The sequence below is a fragment of the Microbacterium istanbulense genome, assembly GCF_037204145.1.
Lineage (GTDB): Bacteria > Actinomycetota > Actinomycetes > Actinomycetales > Microbacteriaceae > Microbacterium > Microbacterium istanbulense.
Map to the genome: position 1 here is coordinate 152,093 of NZ_JBBDGN010000001.1, position 17,403 is coordinate 169,495.

The 17,403-nt window shown below is 69.7% G+C and carries 16 protein-coding genes; 10 read left to right on the plus strand and 6 right to left on the minus strand.

All coding sequences use genetic code 11. The features are described from left to right. Window positions 1-2: 2 nt before the first annotated feature. From WDU93_RS00790 to WDU93_RS00805, 4 genes are all read left to right on the plus strand, one after another. On the plus strand, window positions 3-785 hold the full coding sequence (locus WDU93_RS00790) for an EI24 domain-containing protein (protein ID WP_337316373.1): 783 nt from the start codon (window positions 3-5) through the stop codon (window positions 783-785). Further along, window positions 778-1,551 carry a DNA-formamidopyrimidine glycosylase family protein gene (locus WDU93_RS00795; protein WP_337316375.1) on the plus strand — a complete coding sequence of 258 codons (774 nt, stop codon included), beginning with the start codon at window positions 778-780 and terminating at the stop codon, window positions 1,549-1,551. Before WDU93_RS00790 ends, WDU93_RS00795 begins: the two co-directional genes overlap by 8 nt. 79 nt (window positions 1,552-1,630) lie before the next feature. After that, complete coding sequence (locus tag WDU93_RS00800) at window positions 1,631-2,038, plus strand: DapH/DapD/GlmU-related protein (protein WP_337316377.1); 408 nt, start codon at window positions 1,631-1,633, stop codon at window positions 2,036-2,038. Window positions 2,039-2,114: 76 nt separating this feature from the next. Further along, entirely contained in the window at window positions 2,115-2,849 is a 735-nt protein-coding gene (locus WDU93_RS00805; RefSeq protein WP_337316378.1) for a LysR substrate-binding domain-containing protein, read from the plus strand. A 136-nt stretch (window positions 2,850-2,985) separates the two neighbouring features. On the opposite strand, the gene WDU93_RS00810 is transcribed toward WDU93_RS00805, so the two are convergent. Beyond that, the gene (locus tag WDU93_RS00810) at window positions 2,986-5,538 is read right to left on the minus strand and encodes an ATP-dependent Clp protease ATP-binding subunit (RefSeq protein ID WP_337316380.1); all 2,553 of its coding nucleotides are present in this window, start codon (window positions 5,536-5,538) and stop codon (window positions 2,986-2,988) included. A gap of 89 nt (window positions 5,539-5,627) precedes the next feature. On the opposite strand from WDU93_RS00810, the gene WDU93_RS00815 reads away from it, so the two are divergent. Next, window positions 5,628-6,350: a glutamine amidotransferase-related protein gene (locus WDU93_RS00815; protein ID WP_337316382.1), complete on the plus strand. Its 723-nt coding sequence runs from the start codon at window positions 5,628-5,630 to the stop codon at window positions 6,348-6,350. Between the two features lie 4 nt (window positions 6,351-6,354). Here WDU93_RS00815 and WDU93_RS00820 read toward each other — a convergent pair whose 3' ends face one another. Both WDU93_RS00820 and WDU93_RS00825 read right to left on the minus strand, forming a co-directional pair. Then, window positions 6,355-6,813, minus strand: a complete 459-nt coding sequence (locus WDU93_RS00820; protein ID WP_337316384.1) for a glutaminase — start codon at window positions 6,811-6,813, stop codon at window positions 6,355-6,357. Further along, on the minus strand, window positions 6,810-8,024 hold the full coding sequence (locus WDU93_RS00825; RefSeq protein ID WP_337316387.1) for a cation:proton antiporter: 1,215 nt from the start codon (window positions 8,022-8,024) through the stop codon (window positions 6,810-6,812). Before WDU93_RS00825 ends, WDU93_RS00820 begins: the two co-directional genes overlap by 4 nt. Before the next feature lie 95 nt (window positions 8,025-8,119). Here WDU93_RS00825 and purU point away from each other — a divergent pair, with 95 nt between their 5' ends. Further along, on the plus strand, window positions 8,120-8,971 hold the full coding sequence (gene purU / locus WDU93_RS00830; RefSeq protein ID WP_337316389.1) for a formyltetrahydrofolate deformylase: 852 nt from the start codon (window positions 8,120-8,122) through the stop codon (window positions 8,969-8,971). On the opposite strand, the gene WDU93_RS00835 is transcribed toward purU, so the two are convergent. Continuing rightward, the gene (locus WDU93_RS00835; RefSeq protein WP_337316391.1) at window positions 8,968-10,008 is read right to left on the minus strand and encodes an NAD(P)H-dependent flavin oxidoreductase; all 1,041 of its coding nucleotides are present in this window, start codon (window positions 10,006-10,008) and stop codon (window positions 8,968-8,970) included. The two genes, purU and WDU93_RS00835, sit on opposite strands and share 4 nt — an antisense overlap. 61 nt (window positions 10,009-10,069) lie before the next feature. Beyond that, window positions 10,070-11,554, minus strand: a complete 1,485-nt coding sequence (locus WDU93_RS00840; protein ID WP_337316393.1) for an HNH endonuclease signature motif containing protein — start codon at window positions 11,552-11,554, stop codon at window positions 10,070-10,072. A 220-nt stretch (window positions 11,555-11,774) separates the two neighbouring features. Here WDU93_RS00840 and WDU93_RS00845 point away from each other — a divergent pair, with 220 nt between their 5' ends. The 4 genes from WDU93_RS00845 to WDU93_RS00860 are packed head-to-tail and all read left to right on the plus strand — an operon-like array spanning window position 11,775 to window position 15,885. Next, a complete protein-coding gene (locus WDU93_RS00845; protein WP_337316395.1) occupies window positions 11,775-12,488 on the plus strand; it encodes a hypothetical protein in 714 nt (237 codons plus the stop codon). Between the two features lie 60 nt (window positions 12,489-12,548). Next, window positions 12,549-13,832, plus strand: coding sequence for a M18 family aminopeptidase (locus WDU93_RS00850; RefSeq protein ID WP_337316397.1), 1,284 nt, complete (start codon window positions 12,549-12,551; stop codon window positions 13,830-13,832). 35 nt (window positions 13,833-13,867) lie between these two features. Then, a complete protein-coding gene (locus WDU93_RS00855; RefSeq protein WP_337316399.1) occupies window positions 13,868-15,310 on the plus strand; it encodes a purine-cytosine permease family protein in 1,443 nt (480 codons plus the stop codon). Then, window positions 15,307-15,885, plus strand: coding sequence for a cysteine hydrolase family protein (locus WDU93_RS00860; RefSeq protein WP_337316401.1), 579 nt, complete (start codon window positions 15,307-15,309; stop codon window positions 15,883-15,885). Before WDU93_RS00855 ends, WDU93_RS00860 begins: the two co-directional genes overlap by 4 nt. 144 nt (window positions 15,886-16,029) lie before the next feature. Here WDU93_RS00860 and WDU93_RS00865 read toward each other — a convergent pair whose 3' ends face one another. Further along, a complete protein-coding gene (locus tag WDU93_RS00865) occupies window positions 16,030-17,403 on the minus strand; it encodes a pyridoxal phosphate-dependent decarboxylase family protein (RefSeq protein WP_337316403.1) in 1,374 nt (457 codons plus the stop codon).

Consider the following 17,403-nt stretch of genomic DNA (forward strand, 5'->3'; position numbering starts at 1 on the left):
GGATGATCCGCGAGTTCATCACCGGCATCCGATTCCTCGGACGCGGCGTCGGCTATTGGCGCCGCCGACCGGGCCTCATGGCCCAGGGCCTGGTGCCGGCGCTCATTGCGCTGGTGCTGCTCGGCGCCGCGCTCATCCCCTTCTTCCTCTCGCTCGGGTCACTCACCACCTGGGCGACGCCCTTCGCCGACGGCTGGGATCCGTTCTGGGCCCGCACCCTGCGATCAGCGCTGGGCGTGATCGCAGGTATCGCCGCCATCGTGCTCGTCAGCGTGGTGTTCACCGCGCTGACGCTGCTCATCGGTGACCCGTTCTACCAGCGCATCTGGCGGGCCGTCGAGCGTGACCTCGGCGGACAGGTGCCCGAGGGTGACGGCAGCCTCCGCGTCGCCTTCGCGGAGAGCGTGCGGCTGATCGTGCTCGGCGCGCTCGTGGCGCTACTGGCCCTTGTCCTGGGGTTCATCCCGGTGGTCGGCGCGGCCGTCGCCGCAGTCACCAGCATCCTGCTCACCGGCCGCCTGGTCGCCCGTGAGATCACCGGCCGCGCCCTCAATGCGCGCGACATCACCAGTCACGATCGGTCCCTGCTGTTCGCCGCCAACCGGTCGCGCCTGCTCGGTTTCGGGGCGGCGACGCAGCTGTGCTTCATGGTGCCCCTGGGCGCGGTCTTCGTGATGCCGACTGCGGTCGCCGGCGGCACGATGCTCGCACGTGACCTGCTCGAGCGCCCCGCCCGCGCCGTGGCCGCTCCCCCATCGCCGCGGGGCGAGGTGTCGGGTGCCTGAGGGAGACACCGTCTTCCGCACCGCTCGGCGCCTGGATGAGGCGCTCCGCGGACAGGTCGTCACGCGCTTCGACCTGCGCGTCCCTCGCGCGGCGACGGTCGATCTCACCGGCAGCACCGTGCAGGAGGTGGTGCCGGTCGGCAAGCACCTGCTCATGCGCGTCGGCGAGCACACCCTGCATTCTCATCTGCGCATGGATGGCTCCTGGCGCATCTACCGTCCCGGTGAGAAGTGGCGGCACCCGGCGTTCAAGACCCGGGCCGTGGTCGGCACGGCGCGGGCGGAGGCGGTGGGCATCGACATCGCCGAAGTACAGGTGGTCGCGACACGCGACGAGTCCGCGCTCGTGGGGCATCTCGGCCCCGATCCACTGTCCGACACCTGGGATGCCGACGAGGCCGCGCGCCGCGTCGCCGCCGATCTGCGCAGCATCCACGTCGCCCTGCTCGACCAACGCAACGTCGCCGGTTTCGGTAACGAATACGCGGCTGAACTGCTGTTCCTGCGCGGCGTGCTGCCCGAGACGCCTGCCGCCCAGGTCGACGTGCCTGCGCTGCTCTCCCTCGGCGCGCGCACCATCCGCGCCAACCGCGACCGCGCCGACCGCACCTTCACCGGGGATGCCAGACGCGGCCGCACGGACTGGGTGTACGGCCGCGCCGGACGGCCCTGCCTGCGCTGCGGCGCCCTCATCGAGCACGGAGAACTCGGCGCCGACCCCACCCGCGAACGGGTGACTTTCTGGTGCCCGAACTGCCAACGCTGAGCGCATCCGCGTTCGGGAATGAATCACGCAGGGCCGTGGTTGTTCCTATATCCGGAAGACCCCGGACACGGGAGGAATCGTGGGCAAGAATTACATCGACATCGACGACGACCAGGGCGGCACGTTGCGCTACCGCAAGCACGCCAACGGTCGCGGGCTCGTCGCGCACGGCGCGAAGGTGCACCCGAGAGCGCACATCGAAGCCGGCGCCTATGTCGAACCCGGAGCACGCGTAGGCGCAGGCGCGCAGGTCGCGCGCGGCGCCTGGGTGGACTCGGATGCCGTGATCGGCGACAACGCGCACATCGATGCGCACGCGCACATCGGTCAGGGAGCCGCCGTCGGTGACGGCGCGCACATCGGCGTCCGCACCGAGATCGGCGCAGGCGCCCGCATCGCGCGGGGCGCACGCATCGGCGACGACGAGACCGTCGCCGCCGGACTCTCCATCACCACCGACCGCAAGGGTCTGTGGTTGGCCGCCTGAGCCTTGGACAAAGGAACCCCCTGCACGCCTCCGGGCGGCAGGGGGTTCTCGTGTTTCCGGCCGCTACGCTGAACGGGTGGTGAAGCAGAGCGGTCGTCCCTCGCGCGGCAAACGCGGATCGCACGCGCCGCGCGCCACGCCCAAGAAGCAGTCATCGACCGCGAACCGGCCGAAGAAGCCGTCGGCGAAGCCCGCGCCTTCCGCACCGGCAGAAGACCTGACGCCGCGCACCTTCCGACTCGGAGTGATCCCCGGTGCGACCCCGGGCAAGTGGATCGATATCTGGCACCGTCGGATGCCGCACGTCACTCTCGAGCTCGTCCCGCTCGACGTCGCCACCCAGCGCCAGACGCTGGAAGAGGTGGATGCCGCACTCGTGCGCCTGCCGATCGCGCGGGAGTCCGACCTGCACGTGATCCGGCTCTACGACGAGCTGCCTGTGGTGGTCGCGTCGGCAGAGTCGCATCTCATGGCGGCCGAAGAGCTCACCGCCGCCGACCTCGATGGCGAGGTGCTGCTGACGCCGCTCGACGACGTGCTCGGCCCGCTCGCCGTGCCGACCGTCGCGCCGAACTTCCCGCCCGTGGCGACCACGGAGGATGCCGTGGCCACCGTCGCCTCCGGTGTCGGCATCCTCGTGGTGCCGATGTCACTCGCGCGAGTGCACCGACGTAAGGATGCCGACTACCGGGTTCTCACGGACGGCCCCACCTCGACGGTCGCCCTGGCCTGGATGCGCGAACGCACGACCCCCGACGTCGAATCGTTCGTGGGGATCGTGCGTGGGCGCCGCGAGAACTCCTCGCGGTGAGGGAGGGCCCTTCGTCTCGCTGCGCTCGCTCAGGGACCGGGAACTCGCTGCGCGGTTCCTGAGCGAGGAGCGCAGCGACGAGACGAAGGGCGCTCAGACCCTTCGTCTCGCTGCGCTCGCTCAGGGACCGGATGGGTCAGGCAGCGGCGGCGAGCGCCCCGGCGGTGACGGTCAGGTCGTCGCCAGCGGCATCCACCCGTACCGTCCCGCCGTCGACCAGCGCACCGGCCACCAGCAGGTCGGCGATGCGGTCATCTACCTCGCGCTGGATCAGGCGGCGCAGCGGCCGGGCACCGAACTCGGGCTCATACCCGTGCTCGCCGAGCCAGGCCACCGCGGCATCCGTCACCTCGACGGCGATCTCGCGCTCGGCCAGTCGTGCCGACGTCGCCCCGAGCATGAGCCGCACGATCCGCGCGATCTCGTCGCGGCTGAGCTTCTGGAACAGCACGATCTCGTCGATGCGGTTCAGGAACTCCGGACGCATGGCCTCGCGCAGCTTGCCCATGACACGATCGCGCAGATCCTTCATCGAAGCGAAGCCGTTCGCCGACGCATCCTGCGATGACACGAACCCGAGCGCACCCGACCGCGAGGCCAGGAACTCCGAGCCGATGTTCGAGGTCATCACGATGACCGTGTTGCGGAAGTCGACGGTGCGACCCTGACCGTCGGTGAGGCGTCCGTCGTCGAGCACCTGCAGCAGCAGGTTGAACACATCGGGGTGAGCCTTCTCGATCTCATCGAACAGCACGATCGAGTACGGGTTGCGCCGCACCCGCTCGGTGAGCTGTCCGGCCTCGTCATACCCGACGTAGCCGGGAGGGGCACCGACGAGCCGCGACACCGTGTGCCGCTCGCCGAACTCGCTCATGTCGAAGCGGATGACGGCGTTTTCGTCGTCGAACAGTCGGTCGGCGAGAGACTTCGCGAGCTCGGTCTTGCCGACGCCGGTCGGGCCGAGGAACAGGAACGAGCCCACCGGCCGGCGGGCATCGCCCATGCCGGTGCGGCTGCGCCGGACGGCGCGGGCCACCGCGGTGACGGCGTCGTCCTGTCCGATCACGCGGGCGTGCAGATCCGCCTCGAGGTCGGCCAGACGCTCGCGCTCGCTCTCCGTGAGGCGCGAGGCGGGGATGCCGGTCGCTCGGGCGATCACCTCGGCGATCTCCCGCTCGTCGATCACGCCGGATGCCCGCGTCGCGGCCTCATCGGCCGTGGCGGCGTCGATCCGCTGCTGGATCGCGGCGAGGTCGTCGCGCAGCGCGGAGGCCTCCTCGTACCGTTCGGCGGCGACGGCCGCGTTCTTGCGCGCCTCGATGTCGGCGAGCTCCGCCATCAGCGCCGAGGTGTCGGCAGGGACGCCGAGCTTGAGGCGCAGGCGGGCGCCGGCCTGATCGATCAGGTCGATCGCCTTGTCGGGCAGCACCCGGTCGGGCAGATACCGCGCGCTCATCACGACGGCGGCGCGCAGCGCGGCATCGGTGTAGGTGACGTGGTGGTGCGCCTCATAGGCATCCTTGAGACCGTCGAGGATGCGCACGGCGTCGTCCTGCGACGGCTCGTCGACCTTCACGGGCTGGAACCGACGCTCCAGCGCGGGATCCTTCTCGATCTGGCGGTACTCCTTGAGGGTGGTCGCGCCGATGAGGTGCAGGTCACCGCGCGCGAGGCGCGGCTTGAGGATGTTGCCGGCATCCATGCTGCCGTCGCCGGATCCGCCGGCGCCGACCACGGTGTGCACCTCGTCGATGAACACGATGACCTCGCCCTTGTGCGCGGCGATCTCGTCCATCGTCTTGGTGAGGCGCTCCTCGAAGTCGCCGCGGTAGCGGGTGCCGGCGAGCATGCCCGGCATGTCGAGGGCGATCACGCGACGTCCCTCGAGCTGCGCGGGAACGGTGCCGTCGACGATCGCCTGCGCGATGCCGTCGACGATCGCGGTCTTGCCGACGCCGGCCTCGCCGATCAGCACGGGGTTGTTCTTCGTGCGACGACTGAGCACCTCGATGGTCTGCTCAATCTCGTCGGTGCGGCCGATCACCGGGTCGAGCTCGCCTGCGCGAGCGCGGGCGGTGAGGTCGAGTCCGTAGGTGTCGAGCATCGGCGTCTCGGATGCCGGGTTCGCCGGCTCCTCGGTGGCGGCGGAGTCGCCCACCGGCGCACCGACCTGCTCGCGCAGGCCCTGCGTGAGCGCCTCGGCGGTCACGCCCGCCCGGGCGAGGATCTGCCCGGCGGGCACGTCCTGTCCGAGCACGAGCGCGAAGAACACGTGCTCCGGCTCGATATAGGTCGCGCCCGACGAGCGCGCCACCTGGTAGGCGTGGAAGAGCGCGCGGCTCGCGCTCGGGGTGATCGTAGCTGCGCCGTCACCGGCGGGCTCGCTGGGCAGCGGCAGCCGGGCTTCGACCGCGTCGATGATCTGCTGCGGGCTCACGCCGATGCGGCGGATCGCCTGCGCGACCGTGTCGTCCTCGACGATCTTGCGCAACACGTGCAGGGCGTCGAGATCGGTCTGACCGCGCTCGAGCGCGAACCGGCCGGCGCGCTGCAGGATCTTCTGGGTACGGGCGGTGAGGAAGCGGCTGAGGTCGACGGAACGCGCCTCGCGTGCCTGCTCACCCGCGAGATAGCGGGCGAGGAACTCGTCGAACGAGTTCGCGCCGTTGTCGCTGAAGTCGTTGGGCACTGGGTCCTCCTGAAAAGTTGAGTGTGCTTCACTCAACTTCAACGACAGGGGTCGGAGAGTATTCCCGCGGCCGACTGTAGGATTCCTGAGTGGTCTCTCTCCTCTACGTGTGCGTGAGGCCGGAGCAGGGCGCGGCTGAGGCCGAGCACCGGTCGTTCCGGCGGGCGCTCGGCGTGCCACAGCTCGACCGGCTCGATCTGCTCGACGCCCCACTGACGGGCGCACTCGGCGACCGATACGACGGGGTCGTCGTGGGCGGATCACCCTTCAACGTGGTCGTCGACGAGAGCAGTGCCCTGCAGCACCGTGTGGAAGAGAATCTCGAAGCGGTGGCGGCCGAGGCGATCGACGGCGGCCTGCCCGTCTTCTTCACGTGCTACGGGATCGGCGTCGTCACCCGGATGCTCGGCGGCACCGTCGGCACGGCCACGCCCGAGTCGACCAGGCCCACCTCGGTGCGCATCACCGCCGCCGCAGCGACCGACCCCGTGTTCGGGCCGTCGGCCCCGGCAATCTCGGTGCTCACCGCGCACAAGGAGGGGTCGAACGAGCCGCCGCCCGGCAGCGTGCTGCTGGCGACGAACGATGACTGCCCCGTGCAGGCGTACCGGGTCGGCGACCGCCTGTACGCCACGCAGTTCCACCCCGAGGTGACCCCGCAGGACTTCGTCGACCGCATGGCGTATTACCGCACCACCGGTTACTTCGACCCGCACGAGTACGACCTCACCGCCGAGCGGGTGCTGGCCGCATCCGTCTCCGGCACCGACCTGCTGCGGCGTTTCGCCGAGAACATCATCTCGGCGCGCTGAGCTGTCAGGGGCGGAGCAGATCGATCCGTTCCCGCAGATACCCGGCCAGCGGCTGAAAGCCACCCCCCGGCGCCCACCGCACCGACACGACGCCGTCGCGCAGCGCGAGAGGACCGGATGCTCCCCCGGCATCCACCGCGTCGACGTCGATCGTCTGCCAGCCGAGGTGTACGACCTCACCTTCGCCGAAGCCGCCACGCACGGCCATCAGCCGTAGCGCCGCCCGCTGCCTGGCCGACTCGGCCGTGTACCCCCGTCGCCCGGGGTCGCCGGCGCGCAGCACCTCGCCCACAGAGAACACCGCGTCGTCGGCGATGAGCAGCACCCCGATGTACCAGGCTGCGCCGACCCGCACGATGCGCTCGCCCCGCCACCGGCTGCGCTTGTACTGCCCCAGGCCCTCCTTCGGCACGTCGGCGAGCTCGCCGCGTGCGGTGTCGAACAGAGCGGATGCGGTCGTCACAGCTCCCCCGGCGGCAGGGCGTCAGCCGGCCGACGGCCGGAGACCTGCCTGCGCTCGCCTCGCACGGTCATGCCGATCAGGGGGAACAGCAGCACCGACAGCATTCCCGCACCGACCAGCGCCGCAGCGGTGGCCGAATCGAGGAGCTTCTCGTCGACGCCGATGCCCGTGACAGCGACGATGATCGGCAAGCCCGTGGCTGCCAGCAGTCCGAGCGCGGTGCGGTCGCGGGTGTTCGATCCGGGTGGGGCGGAGAACTGCGCGGTCGTTCCGCGGATGACGAGCAGCGCGAGCAACAGCAGGGGGACAAGCACGAGCGCCCGCGGCGAGGCGAGCAGCGCCTGCAGGTCGAAGGTGACACCGGTGTAGATGAAGAAGATCGGCACGAGGAATCCGAACGCGATCGCCTCGATCTTGCTCTCGACCGCGGCCGCATCCTTCTCGGGCGCCTGGGCCATGATGATCCGCCACACGGCACCGGCGACGAACGCGCCGAGCAGCATGTCGAGGTCGAGCATGACGCTCAACCCCACCAGGGCCGCGATGAGCAGCAGCACGAAGCGCACGCCGAACTGCGCGGAGGTGTGCAGCGTGGCGCGCACGAAGGCGTGCAGCCTGCCGTGCGGCACCCGACGAGCGAACAGCACGATGGCGCCGGCGAGCACGACGAAGGTGAGCAGCACGATCGTGGCGACCGTGGTGGTGCGCGTGCTGAGGAAGATCGAGATCGCGATCAGCGGCAGGAACTCACCGACGGCACCGACGAGCGTGACCGCCTTGCCGAAGGGGGTGTCGAGTTCTTTCGCATCCCGCAGGATCGGCATGAGGGTGCCGAGGGCCGTCGAGCTCAGCGCGATGCCGACGACGATCATCCCGTCGGTGGGCGCGATGAGGAAACCGACGCCGACGCCGAGAACCACCGAGAGGATCCAGCCGATCGACGCTCGCGCGAGCGGCTTTCCCGAGATCGCGCGATAGTCGATCTCGGAGCCAGCCATGAAGAAGAGGAGCGCGAGGCCCAGGTCGGCCAGCTTCTCGAGCATGTCGCTGGGGGCGACCCAGCCCAGCAGCGCGGGGCCGAAGACGATGCCGAGCACGAGCTCGAACACGACGATCGGCACGCGGATGGCCGGACGCACGGCGCGGGCGAGCAGCGGCGCGAGCACCGCAAGCAGCGGGATGATGACCAGCGCGGAGTCTTCCGGTTTCACGATCTCAGGGTAGCGAGCGCGTCACACGCGGCCCGCAATTCGCCCGCGCGGCGCTTTGCGGGCAGAATCATCCCCAGACCTTGCGAGGAGCATCCATGTCTCAGCCCGACACCGCCCGCCTTCTCATCGCGTGCGACGACCAGCCCGGTATCGTCGCCGCCGTCGCCGGCGTGCTCGCCGAGCATGGGGCGAACATCATCTCGCTCGACCAGCACTCGACGGATGCCGAGGACGGGCGCTTCTTCCAGCGCACGGTGATCCACCTCGATGGTCTGGCCGCCCGCCGCCCCGCGCTCGAGGCCTCGATCGGTGAGGTCGCCGAGCGATTCGGCATGGATTGGTCGCTGCACGATGTCTCCCGACGCAAGCGTGTGGCGATCTTCGTGTCGAAGTACGACCACTGCCTGATGGAGCTGCTGTGGCGCACGCAACGAGGGCAGCTCGACATCGACATCACCATGGTCGTCTCGAACCACCCCGATCTTGCAGAGGCCGTGCGCTCGTTCGGTGTGCCCTTCGTGCACATCCCCGCCGGCGACAAGGCCGAGATGGAGCGCCGCCAGCTCGAGCTGCTGCAGGGAAATGTCGATCTTGTGGTGTTGGCCCGGTACATGCAGATCCTCACCGATGACTTCATCGAGCGCATCGGCGCCCCGGTGATCAATATTCACCACTCGTTCCTGCCGGCGTTCATCGGCGCGAACCCGTATGCGCGGGCGAAGGAGCGGGGCGTGAAGCTCATCGGCGCGACCGCGCACTACGCCACGGCCGACCTCGATGAGGGGCCGATCATCGAGCAGGACGTGACGCGCGTGAACCACGCCGACTCGGCCGCCGAGCTGCAGAGCCGCGGCGCCGACGTGGAGCGTCTGGTGCTGGCGCGGGCCGTGCAGTGGCACGCCGAGGACCGGGTGATCGTGCACGGCCGCTCGACCGTCATCCTCTAGGCGGGCACGCCGGAAACGAGCTCGGCGAAGACCTCGGCGGCCGTCTCGCCCTGCGCGAGCGGCGCGGACTGCCCGAGCCACAGCGACTGCAGGGCGCCCTTGCCCTGCTGGCCTGCCGCTGCCCGGAACTGTCCGGTCAGCCAGTTCTGTGCCGGGAACGGCGCGATCGCTCCGGACGCCTCGATCTCGCGTACCGCCCGGTTGCGCGCCCCGCGGGCGAGACGGCCGCTCATTGCCCGGGTGAGCACGCTCTGGTCGGCGCCGGTCGAGCGGATCGCGGCACGATGCGCTGCGGTGGCCGCAGACTCGCTCGTCGCGAGGAACGCGGTGCCCACCTGCACCCCCGAGGCGCCCAGCGCGAAGGCCGCAGCGACTCCGCGTCGGTCAGCGATGCCGCCGGCGGCGATCACCGGCACGTCGACGGCGTCGGCCACCTGCGGCAGCAAAGAGAAGAGTCCGACGAGCGAGTCTTCGGCGGCGCGGAGGAACGACACCCGATGCCCAGCCGCTTCGGCGCCCGTCGCGACGATCGCGTCGACGCCGCTGCGTTGCAGCGCCAGCGCCTCGGCGACGGTGGTGGCGGTGCCGACGACACGGATGCCGCGTGAGTGCGCCTGCCACACGAGTTCTCTCGACGGTGCACCAAAGACCACGCTGAGCACGGCCGGCGCCGCCTCCCAGATGGCGTCGAGCTGCTCAGCGAGAGGGGGCAGGTATCGCGCAGGACGCGCCGGACGGGCGATGCCGACGTCGGCGAAGAACGGATCGAGGGCGGCGGCGTAGTCCTCGAATCGGTCGTCGGGGGTGACCTCGTCGCCCGTGGGGAGCCAGACGTTCAGCGCGAAGGGCGATCCGGTCGCGGCGCGCAGCGCGGTCACGGTCTCGTGGATGCGCGCACCGTCGTAGCCGTACAGCCCATACGAGCCCAGCCCGCCGGCGTCGCTGACCGCCGCGGTGAGCTCGACCGAGGACAGCCCGCCGAAGGGCCCAAGGATGATCGGATGCCGGATGCCGAGCAGGTCACGGAGTTCGCTCATGCTCTGAGGCTACGCCCGGTCGGCGCCTGGCGTGCGAGTGCGGCAGGACACGACGCGGACGCTACCCGGGCGGCGCAAGTGCACTGCAGACGGAGCGGGGCCTGCGCCAGCGGCGTTGGGGGTCCCACCAGGCGGGGCCGCGGATTTCGGGGACGCCGGCTGTCATGCGGATGTCCCATTCGCTGGTGTCGATGGTGTGGTGGTGGAACCAGCACAGGGCGACGCCGTTGTCGGTGTGGGTGGGTCCGCCGCGGGCGTGGTCGGTGACGTGGTGGATCTCGCACCAGGTCGCGGGCACGTGGCATCCGGGGATCAGGCATTCGCGGTCGCGTTGGGTGATCGCGCGGCGCTGGTGGGCGGTGAACAGGCGCCCACTGGTGCCGATCGCGACGATCCGGCCCGCCTCGTCGAACAGCACCCGTTGGATGCCACCGGCGCACGCGGTGTGGTTGGCCACGCTCACCGGGACGGGTTCGTCCACACCGTCGACGTGAGCCCAGCCGGTCCCGGATGCGAAGTCGTCGGCGGTCACCGACACCACCAGTGTCGGTGCCGCACCACCCAGGCTGGGCGTCTCATCATGCCCGGCGGCGAGGGTGAGGATCGCCGCGAGCGCATCATGCTGCTTCTGCTCTCGGGTGCGGCTATCGAGGGGCACAAGCCCCTCCCATTCCGTATCGAACCCGTCACCCTCAGGGTCGAGTTCGCCGCTGTCGGACTCGTCGGGCGTGAAGCGCACGCCCGGTGCGGGCGGCCCGTCGACGTGCGGGGACAGGTACGCGTCGAACAGGCGCCGCAGTTGCCCTGCGACCTCGGGCAGCAACGCCGCCCGCACCGGGATCACCCCGTCTTTCGTCGCTCCGAACGTCACCGACCGGCGCCGCAGGGCCCGCTCGTGCGCGGGCTCGGCACCATCGGGGTCGAGGTAGGTCACGATCACGTGGGACAGGATGCGGAGATCTTCCGCCGTCGCCCCCGGGCCACCACCCGATGTGACACCGCCGCCGGACAGATCGCCGGACAGGTCGCCACCGTAGGCGTGGGTGGCGAGTTCCGCATCCGCGCGCAACCGGTCGGCGTCGCCGATCCGCGGGCCCGCCTGCTCCACCGGCCCCGTCGCGGCAAGGATGCCGTCCAGTCCCATCGCCCCGTCCAGCAGCGCCTCCCGCAGCAGCGGCCACCGCGCAGGCAGCGGCGCCCCGGTGCAGGTGTCCACGTGCCGCCGCACCGCCTTCGCGGCCTTCACCAACCGGGCACCACTGGGGGCATCCACCCCCACGCTCCGCTGCACCAGCTCGTTCGTGCTCCGGCATCCCTGCCGGGTCGTGAACCGCTCATCCCGTAACCCCGCCGACCGCGCCTCGACCTCCGCGACACTCTCGATCAGCAGCGCCTCGACCAGCCGCTTCACCTCACCGCCTGCCCGCAGCACATCACCCAGCGCGGCATCATCGGTCATCGTCAACGCATCAGACCGCACCGCGCCATCGATCACCGCGGCCAGGCCCGCAGCGACCTCCTCGAGTGCGGCAACGATGCTGTTCATACCCCCATTCAACCGAGGGCCACCGACATTCGAACCCCGAATACCCCAGCTCACAGCAATATTCCAATACTCGGTCAGCCTCGGCGCCCGCCCAGCGATCCACACCTCGCCCCGCACAGCGATGCGCGAACGGCATGTGCGATCAGCGTCGGCGTCACATCCCCGATATACCGGTTCTACGCGCGCAGAATCGTCCACCGGCATCTATATGCTCTTCTGCATGACTTTCGCCACCGTCCAACAGCAGCTGACTACTCCCGAAGGATTCTCGAAAGCCCTGGATGTGCGAAGCGCGCCCATCGGTCTGTTCTGGTCGTTGATTCTCATCACGGTGCTCGCCATCGGCGTCAACCTCTTCCAGCTCGGCTCCGCCACCGACTGGGACTGGTACCTGATGGGTCGCTATTTCCTCGACCCCGACGCCGTGCAGTTCGAGGGCTACCGGGCCGGCCGCAGCGAGGCGTTCCGCTTCTTCGCCGTCTATGCACCGCTGGTCGCGCTGCCGCTGGCCGTGATCGCCCTCATCGTTCACCTCTCCACCCGTGGCAAGACTGGTCGCAAGCGGTTCGAGGCTTTCCAGCAGCGTGGCTGGGTCGCCCGTCAGCGTTTCACCGGCCTGCGCGTGAAGAGCGGCAACCAGCAGGCAGACACGGTGCTGCTCTCGCACCCGAGCATGCCCGACGAGGCGTTTGATGCTGCCGCGTTCCAGTACGCCTCCGAGAACGCCGCCCTCGACAAGAAGGCGAAGAAGGCAGCCGCCCGAGCGGCCGTCAAGGCCGGCGTGATTCAGGGCGTCTCTGCGGCCCGCCTCACGCCCACTCTCCCCGGCGAGCTGATCATCGCTCTGGCCAGAGGCAAGAGCGAGTACGTCGTCGTCATCCCGCCGGAGCCGGGGACGAACAGCAAGATCGAGATCCTGCCCCTCAAGCTCTGAGCCACGTGAAAGCCCCGGCGACCGTCGGGGCTTTCGTGTGCGCTCGATACGATCGAAGACATGCCTGTCACTCCCGCCGCCCTCGCGCACGCCGAAGACCTCGCCGATTTCGTCGCCGCCTCGCCGTCGAGCTACCACGCCGCCGAAGAGGTCGCGCGCCGGCTCGAGGATGCCGGATTCATCCGCCTGGCCGAGGACGACGCCTGGCCGCCGCAGCCCGGTGGCCGCTTCGTGATCGTCCGTGACGGCGCCGCGATCGGCTGGGTGGTGCCGGCGGATGCCACCGCCACGACGCCCGTGCACGTACTGGGCGCACACACCGACTCCCCCGGATTCAAGCTCAAGCCGCAGCCGACGACCGGCTCGAAGGGCTGGCTGCAGGCCGCAGTGGAGGTGTACGGCGGGCCGCTGCTGAACTCGTGGCTCGACCGCGAGCTGCAACTGGCCGGGCGCCTGGCCCTCGCCGACGGCCGGGTCGTACTCGCGGCGACTGGACCGATGCTGCGCCTGCCTCAGCTGGCCATCCACCTTGACCGGACGGCCAACAATGGGCTCACGCTCGACAAGCAGACCGATACCCAGCCGGTGTGGGGCGTCGGCGACCCGACCGAGGAGAACATCCTCGCCGAGCTCGCCGCCACCGCCGACGTCGACCCCGCCGAGATCCGGGGCTATGACGTCGTCGTCGCTGACACCGCCCGTGGAGCCGTCTTCGGCAAGGATGACGCGTTCTTCGCATCCGGCCGGCTCGATGACCTCGCCTCGGTGCACGCGGGCGTGGTGGCGTTGATCGAGGCGGCCTCGTCAGCGCTGCCCGTCATCCCGATGCTCGCCGCGTTCGACCACGAAGAGCTCGGCTCGAACTCGCGCTCGGGCGCGGCCGGCCCCATCCTCGAAGACGTGCTCGAGCGCATCTACGAGTCGCTCGGTGCCGACGGCGCGCAGCGCCGCCAGGCCTACGCGGCATCCTGGTGCCTCTCGAGCGACGTCGGCCACTCGGTGCACCCGAACTACGCCTACAAGCACGACCCGGTCGTGCAGCCGCTGCTCGGCTCGGGCCCGATCCTGAAGATCAACGCCAACCAGCGCTACGCGACGGATGCCGTCGGCGCGGCCGCCTGGTCGGCCTGGTGCGAATCTGCGGGCGTCGGCTCGCAGGAGTTCGTGTCGAACAACGCCGTGCCCTGCGGCTCGACCATCGGCCCCATCACGGCAACGCGCCTGGGCATCCGCACGGTCGACGTCGGCATCCCGATCCTGTCGATGCACTCGGCCCGTGAGCTCGCCGGGGTGAGCGACCTGCACGATCTCTCCCGCGTCGCCCGCGCGTTCTTCGCCGGCTGACCCCATCCGCCCCCGCTCAGTGCCAGGATGAGCACATGAGCGAGCAGAGGGGCGCGCTGATCGAGCGCGCCGGCATCGAGATCATCCCCGAATCCGAACGCACCGCGAAGCCCAGAGACCTGTTCTGGCCGTGGTTCGCGGCCAACGTGTCGGTGTTCGGCATGAGTTACGGCTCGTTCGTGCTGGGCTTTGGCATCTCGTTCTGGCAGGCGACGCTCGTGTCGGTGGTCGGCATCGTGGTGTCGTTCTTCTTGTGCGGGCTCATCGCCATCGCCGGTAAACGGGGCTCGGCGCCGACCATGGTGCTCTCCCGCGCTGCGTTCGGCGTGCACGGGCAGAAGGTGCCCGGCATCGTGTCGTGGCTCACCTCGATCGGCTGGGAGACGTTCCTCGCGATCATGGCCGTGCTCGCCACGGCGACGGTGATCACCCAGCTCGGCGGCGACGGCGACAGCGTGGCGCTGAAGATCGTCGCCACCGTCATCGTCGCGGCCCTGATCGTCACGGCCTCGGTGCTCGGGTATCACACGATCATGAAGCTGCAGTCGGTGCTCACCTGGATCACCGGGCTGGTGACGATCCTGTACGTGCTGCTCACGATTCCGCACATCGACATGGCCGCCGTGCTCGCCCATCCCGACGGCAACATCGGCCAGGTGATCGGTGCCCTGGTGATGGTGATGACCGGATTCGGCCTGGGCTGGATCAACATCGCCGCCGACTGGTCGCGGTACCAGAAGCGCACGGCGTCTGATGGGGCGATCGTATTCTGGAACACCTTCGGCGGGGCGATCGCTCCGGTGCTGCTCGTGGTCTTCGGCATCCTGCTCGCGGGGTCGGATGCCGAACTCATGGCCGCCGTCGGCGCCGACCCCATCGGCGCCCTCGCGTCGCTGCTGCCGGTGTGGGTGCTCGTGCCGTTCCTGCTCACGGCTGTGCTCGCCCTCGTCTCGGGTGCCGTGCTCGGCATCTACTCCTCGGGTCTGACGCTCATCAGCCTCGGCATCCGTATTCCCCGCCCCTCTGCGGCCGCGATCGACGGCGTCATCCTCACCCTCGGCACCATTTGGGTGGTGTTCTTCGCGGCCGACTTCCTGGGCCCGTTCCAGAGCTTCCTCATCACGCTCGGCGTTCCGCTCGCGGCGTGGGCGGGCATCCTCATCGCCGACATCCTGCGCCGCAAGAAGGACTACGACGAAGAGGCCCTGTTCGACCCGAACGGTCGATACGGCGCCTGGGACTGGCTCTCGATCGGCACGATGGTCGTCGCCTCGGCGATCGGCTGGGGCTTCGTCGTCAACCTCTTCGCTGAGGATGCCGCGTGGAACAACTGGCAGGGCTACCTGCTGTTCCTCATCGGCGGCAGGGAGGGCGAGTGGGCCTACGCGAACCTCGGGGTGTTCTTCGCCCTCGTGATCGGGTTCGTCGTGTGCTGGTTCGGCCGGGCGGAGAAGATCCGGCGGCAGGAGGCCGCGTGAGTGCTGGGTCGCTGAGCCCGTCGACGCGCCCCTGGTTGGTGATCGTCGACCCGCAGGTGATCTTCGCCAGTCCCGACTCGGCGTGGGGGTCGCCGTTCTTCGCCGAGGCGGTGGCGAACATCCGCCGCCTCGCCCCCGCGTTCGGTGAGCGCGTGCTGATCACGCGCTGGATGCCGACGGCCGATCGCTCGACCTCGTGGGGCGACTACTTCGCCGCCTGGCCGTTCGCCGATCAGCCGCCGAGCGATCCGCTGTTCGCGCTGGTGCCCGAGGTGGCGGGGCTCTCGCCGCATCCGACGCTCGACCTGCCCACCTTCGGCAAGTGGGGAGCCGAGATCGAGGCGATCGTCGGCCGCGGTGCGCTCGTCACGCTTACCGGCGTCTCGACGGACTGTTGCGTGGTCTCGACGGCGCTCGCGGGTGCGGATGCCGGCGCCCGCCTCACGGTCGTGACGGATGCCTGCGCCGGTTCGACCGCCGAGAACCATGCGGCGGCCGTCCAGGTGATGTCGCTCTACCCGCCGCAGATCACCCTGCAAACCACGGATCAGGTGCTGGAGACGCTGGGCCGCTGACGACCCTGGGTCGCTGAGCCCGTCGAAGCGTCGCCAGGCCAGCCTGGGTCGCTGAGCTTGTCGAAGCGTCAGGGCCCTTCGAAGCGTCAGGGCCCTTCGACAAGCTCAGGGACCCAACCGGTGCGAACTCAGCGACCCAACAGGTCACTTCATGGTGTCGAGGATGCCCACCAGGTCGTCAAAAGTGGTCAGCGGGTTAAGGATCGCGAAGCGCGTGTTCGGGCGTCCCTTGTGCGAAGACGGCACCACGAAAGCCCGCTGCGAGTCGAGCAATGCCGCCGACCAACGGTCGTAGTGGGCCCGCTCCCAGCCTTCACGCTCGAACACGACGACCGACAGCTGCGGGTCGCGCACGAGCTTCAGTTCCGGCCTCGCGGCGATCTCGGCGGCGATCTGCTGCGTGAGCGAGAGCGTCGCACCGATCGCATCCCGGTAGGCATCCACACCGTAGGTCGCCAGCGAGAACCACATCGGCAGCCCGCGCGGGCGGCGGGTGAGCTGGATCGAATAGTCCGAGGGGCTGAACTCGTCGGTGTCGGTGAGCGTGTCGAGGTACTCGGCGTGCTGGGTGTGCGCCCGGCGGCCGGCATCCGGCTCGCGGTAGAGCAGCGCGCAGCAGTCGAACGGCGCGAACAGCCACTTGTGCGGGTCGACGATCACCGAGTCGGCTCGCTCGACGCCGGCGAAGATGTGCCGCGCCTCGGGGGCGAGCATGGCGGTGAGCCCGTAGGCCCCGTCGATGTGCAGCCAGAAGTCGAACTCGTCCTTCAGGGCCGCGATGCCCGAGATGTCATCGACGATGCCGAAGTTCGTCGATCCTCCCGTCGCGACCACGGCGCAGACCGCGTCACCGTGTTCGATGAGCGCGTCGCGCACGGCATCCGCCCGCAGCACACCGTCCTCGCCGGCCGGGACCAGCACCACATCGGCATCCATCACCTTCGCGGCCGACTTGTTCGACGAGTGCGCCTCGATGCTGCAGACGATCTTCCAGCGCTGCGGCAGCTCGGCACCTGCGGCGATGAGCTTCGCTTTCGCGGCCTCGCGGGCTGCAACGAGCGCCGAGAGGTTGCCGATCGTGCCGCCCTGCACGAACACGCCGCCGGCGCCCTCGGGCAGCCCGAACTCCTTCGCCAAGAACGACAGCACCTCGTTCTCGGCGTGCACCGCACCCGCGCCCTCGAGCCAGCTGCCGCCGTACAAACCGGATGCCGAGACGACGAGGTCGAAGGCGATCGCGGCCGTGGTGGGCGCGGTCGGGATGAACGACAGGTACAGCGGGTGGCTGGTGGTCAGGCAGGCCGGGGCCAAGATGTGCTCGAAGACGCTCAGCGCGCGCTGCGCGCCCAGGCCCGCATCGGTGATGGTGCGGCCGACGAGACGGTTGAGCTCGGCTTCGCTCTGCGGCTTGTCCAGCGGCACATCCGTGGCGAGCATGCGCCGGCGGGAGTAGTCGAGCACGGCATCGACGATGGCGGCCTGTTCGGGCGAGGGGGCGTGCATGCGCACAGCGTCCAT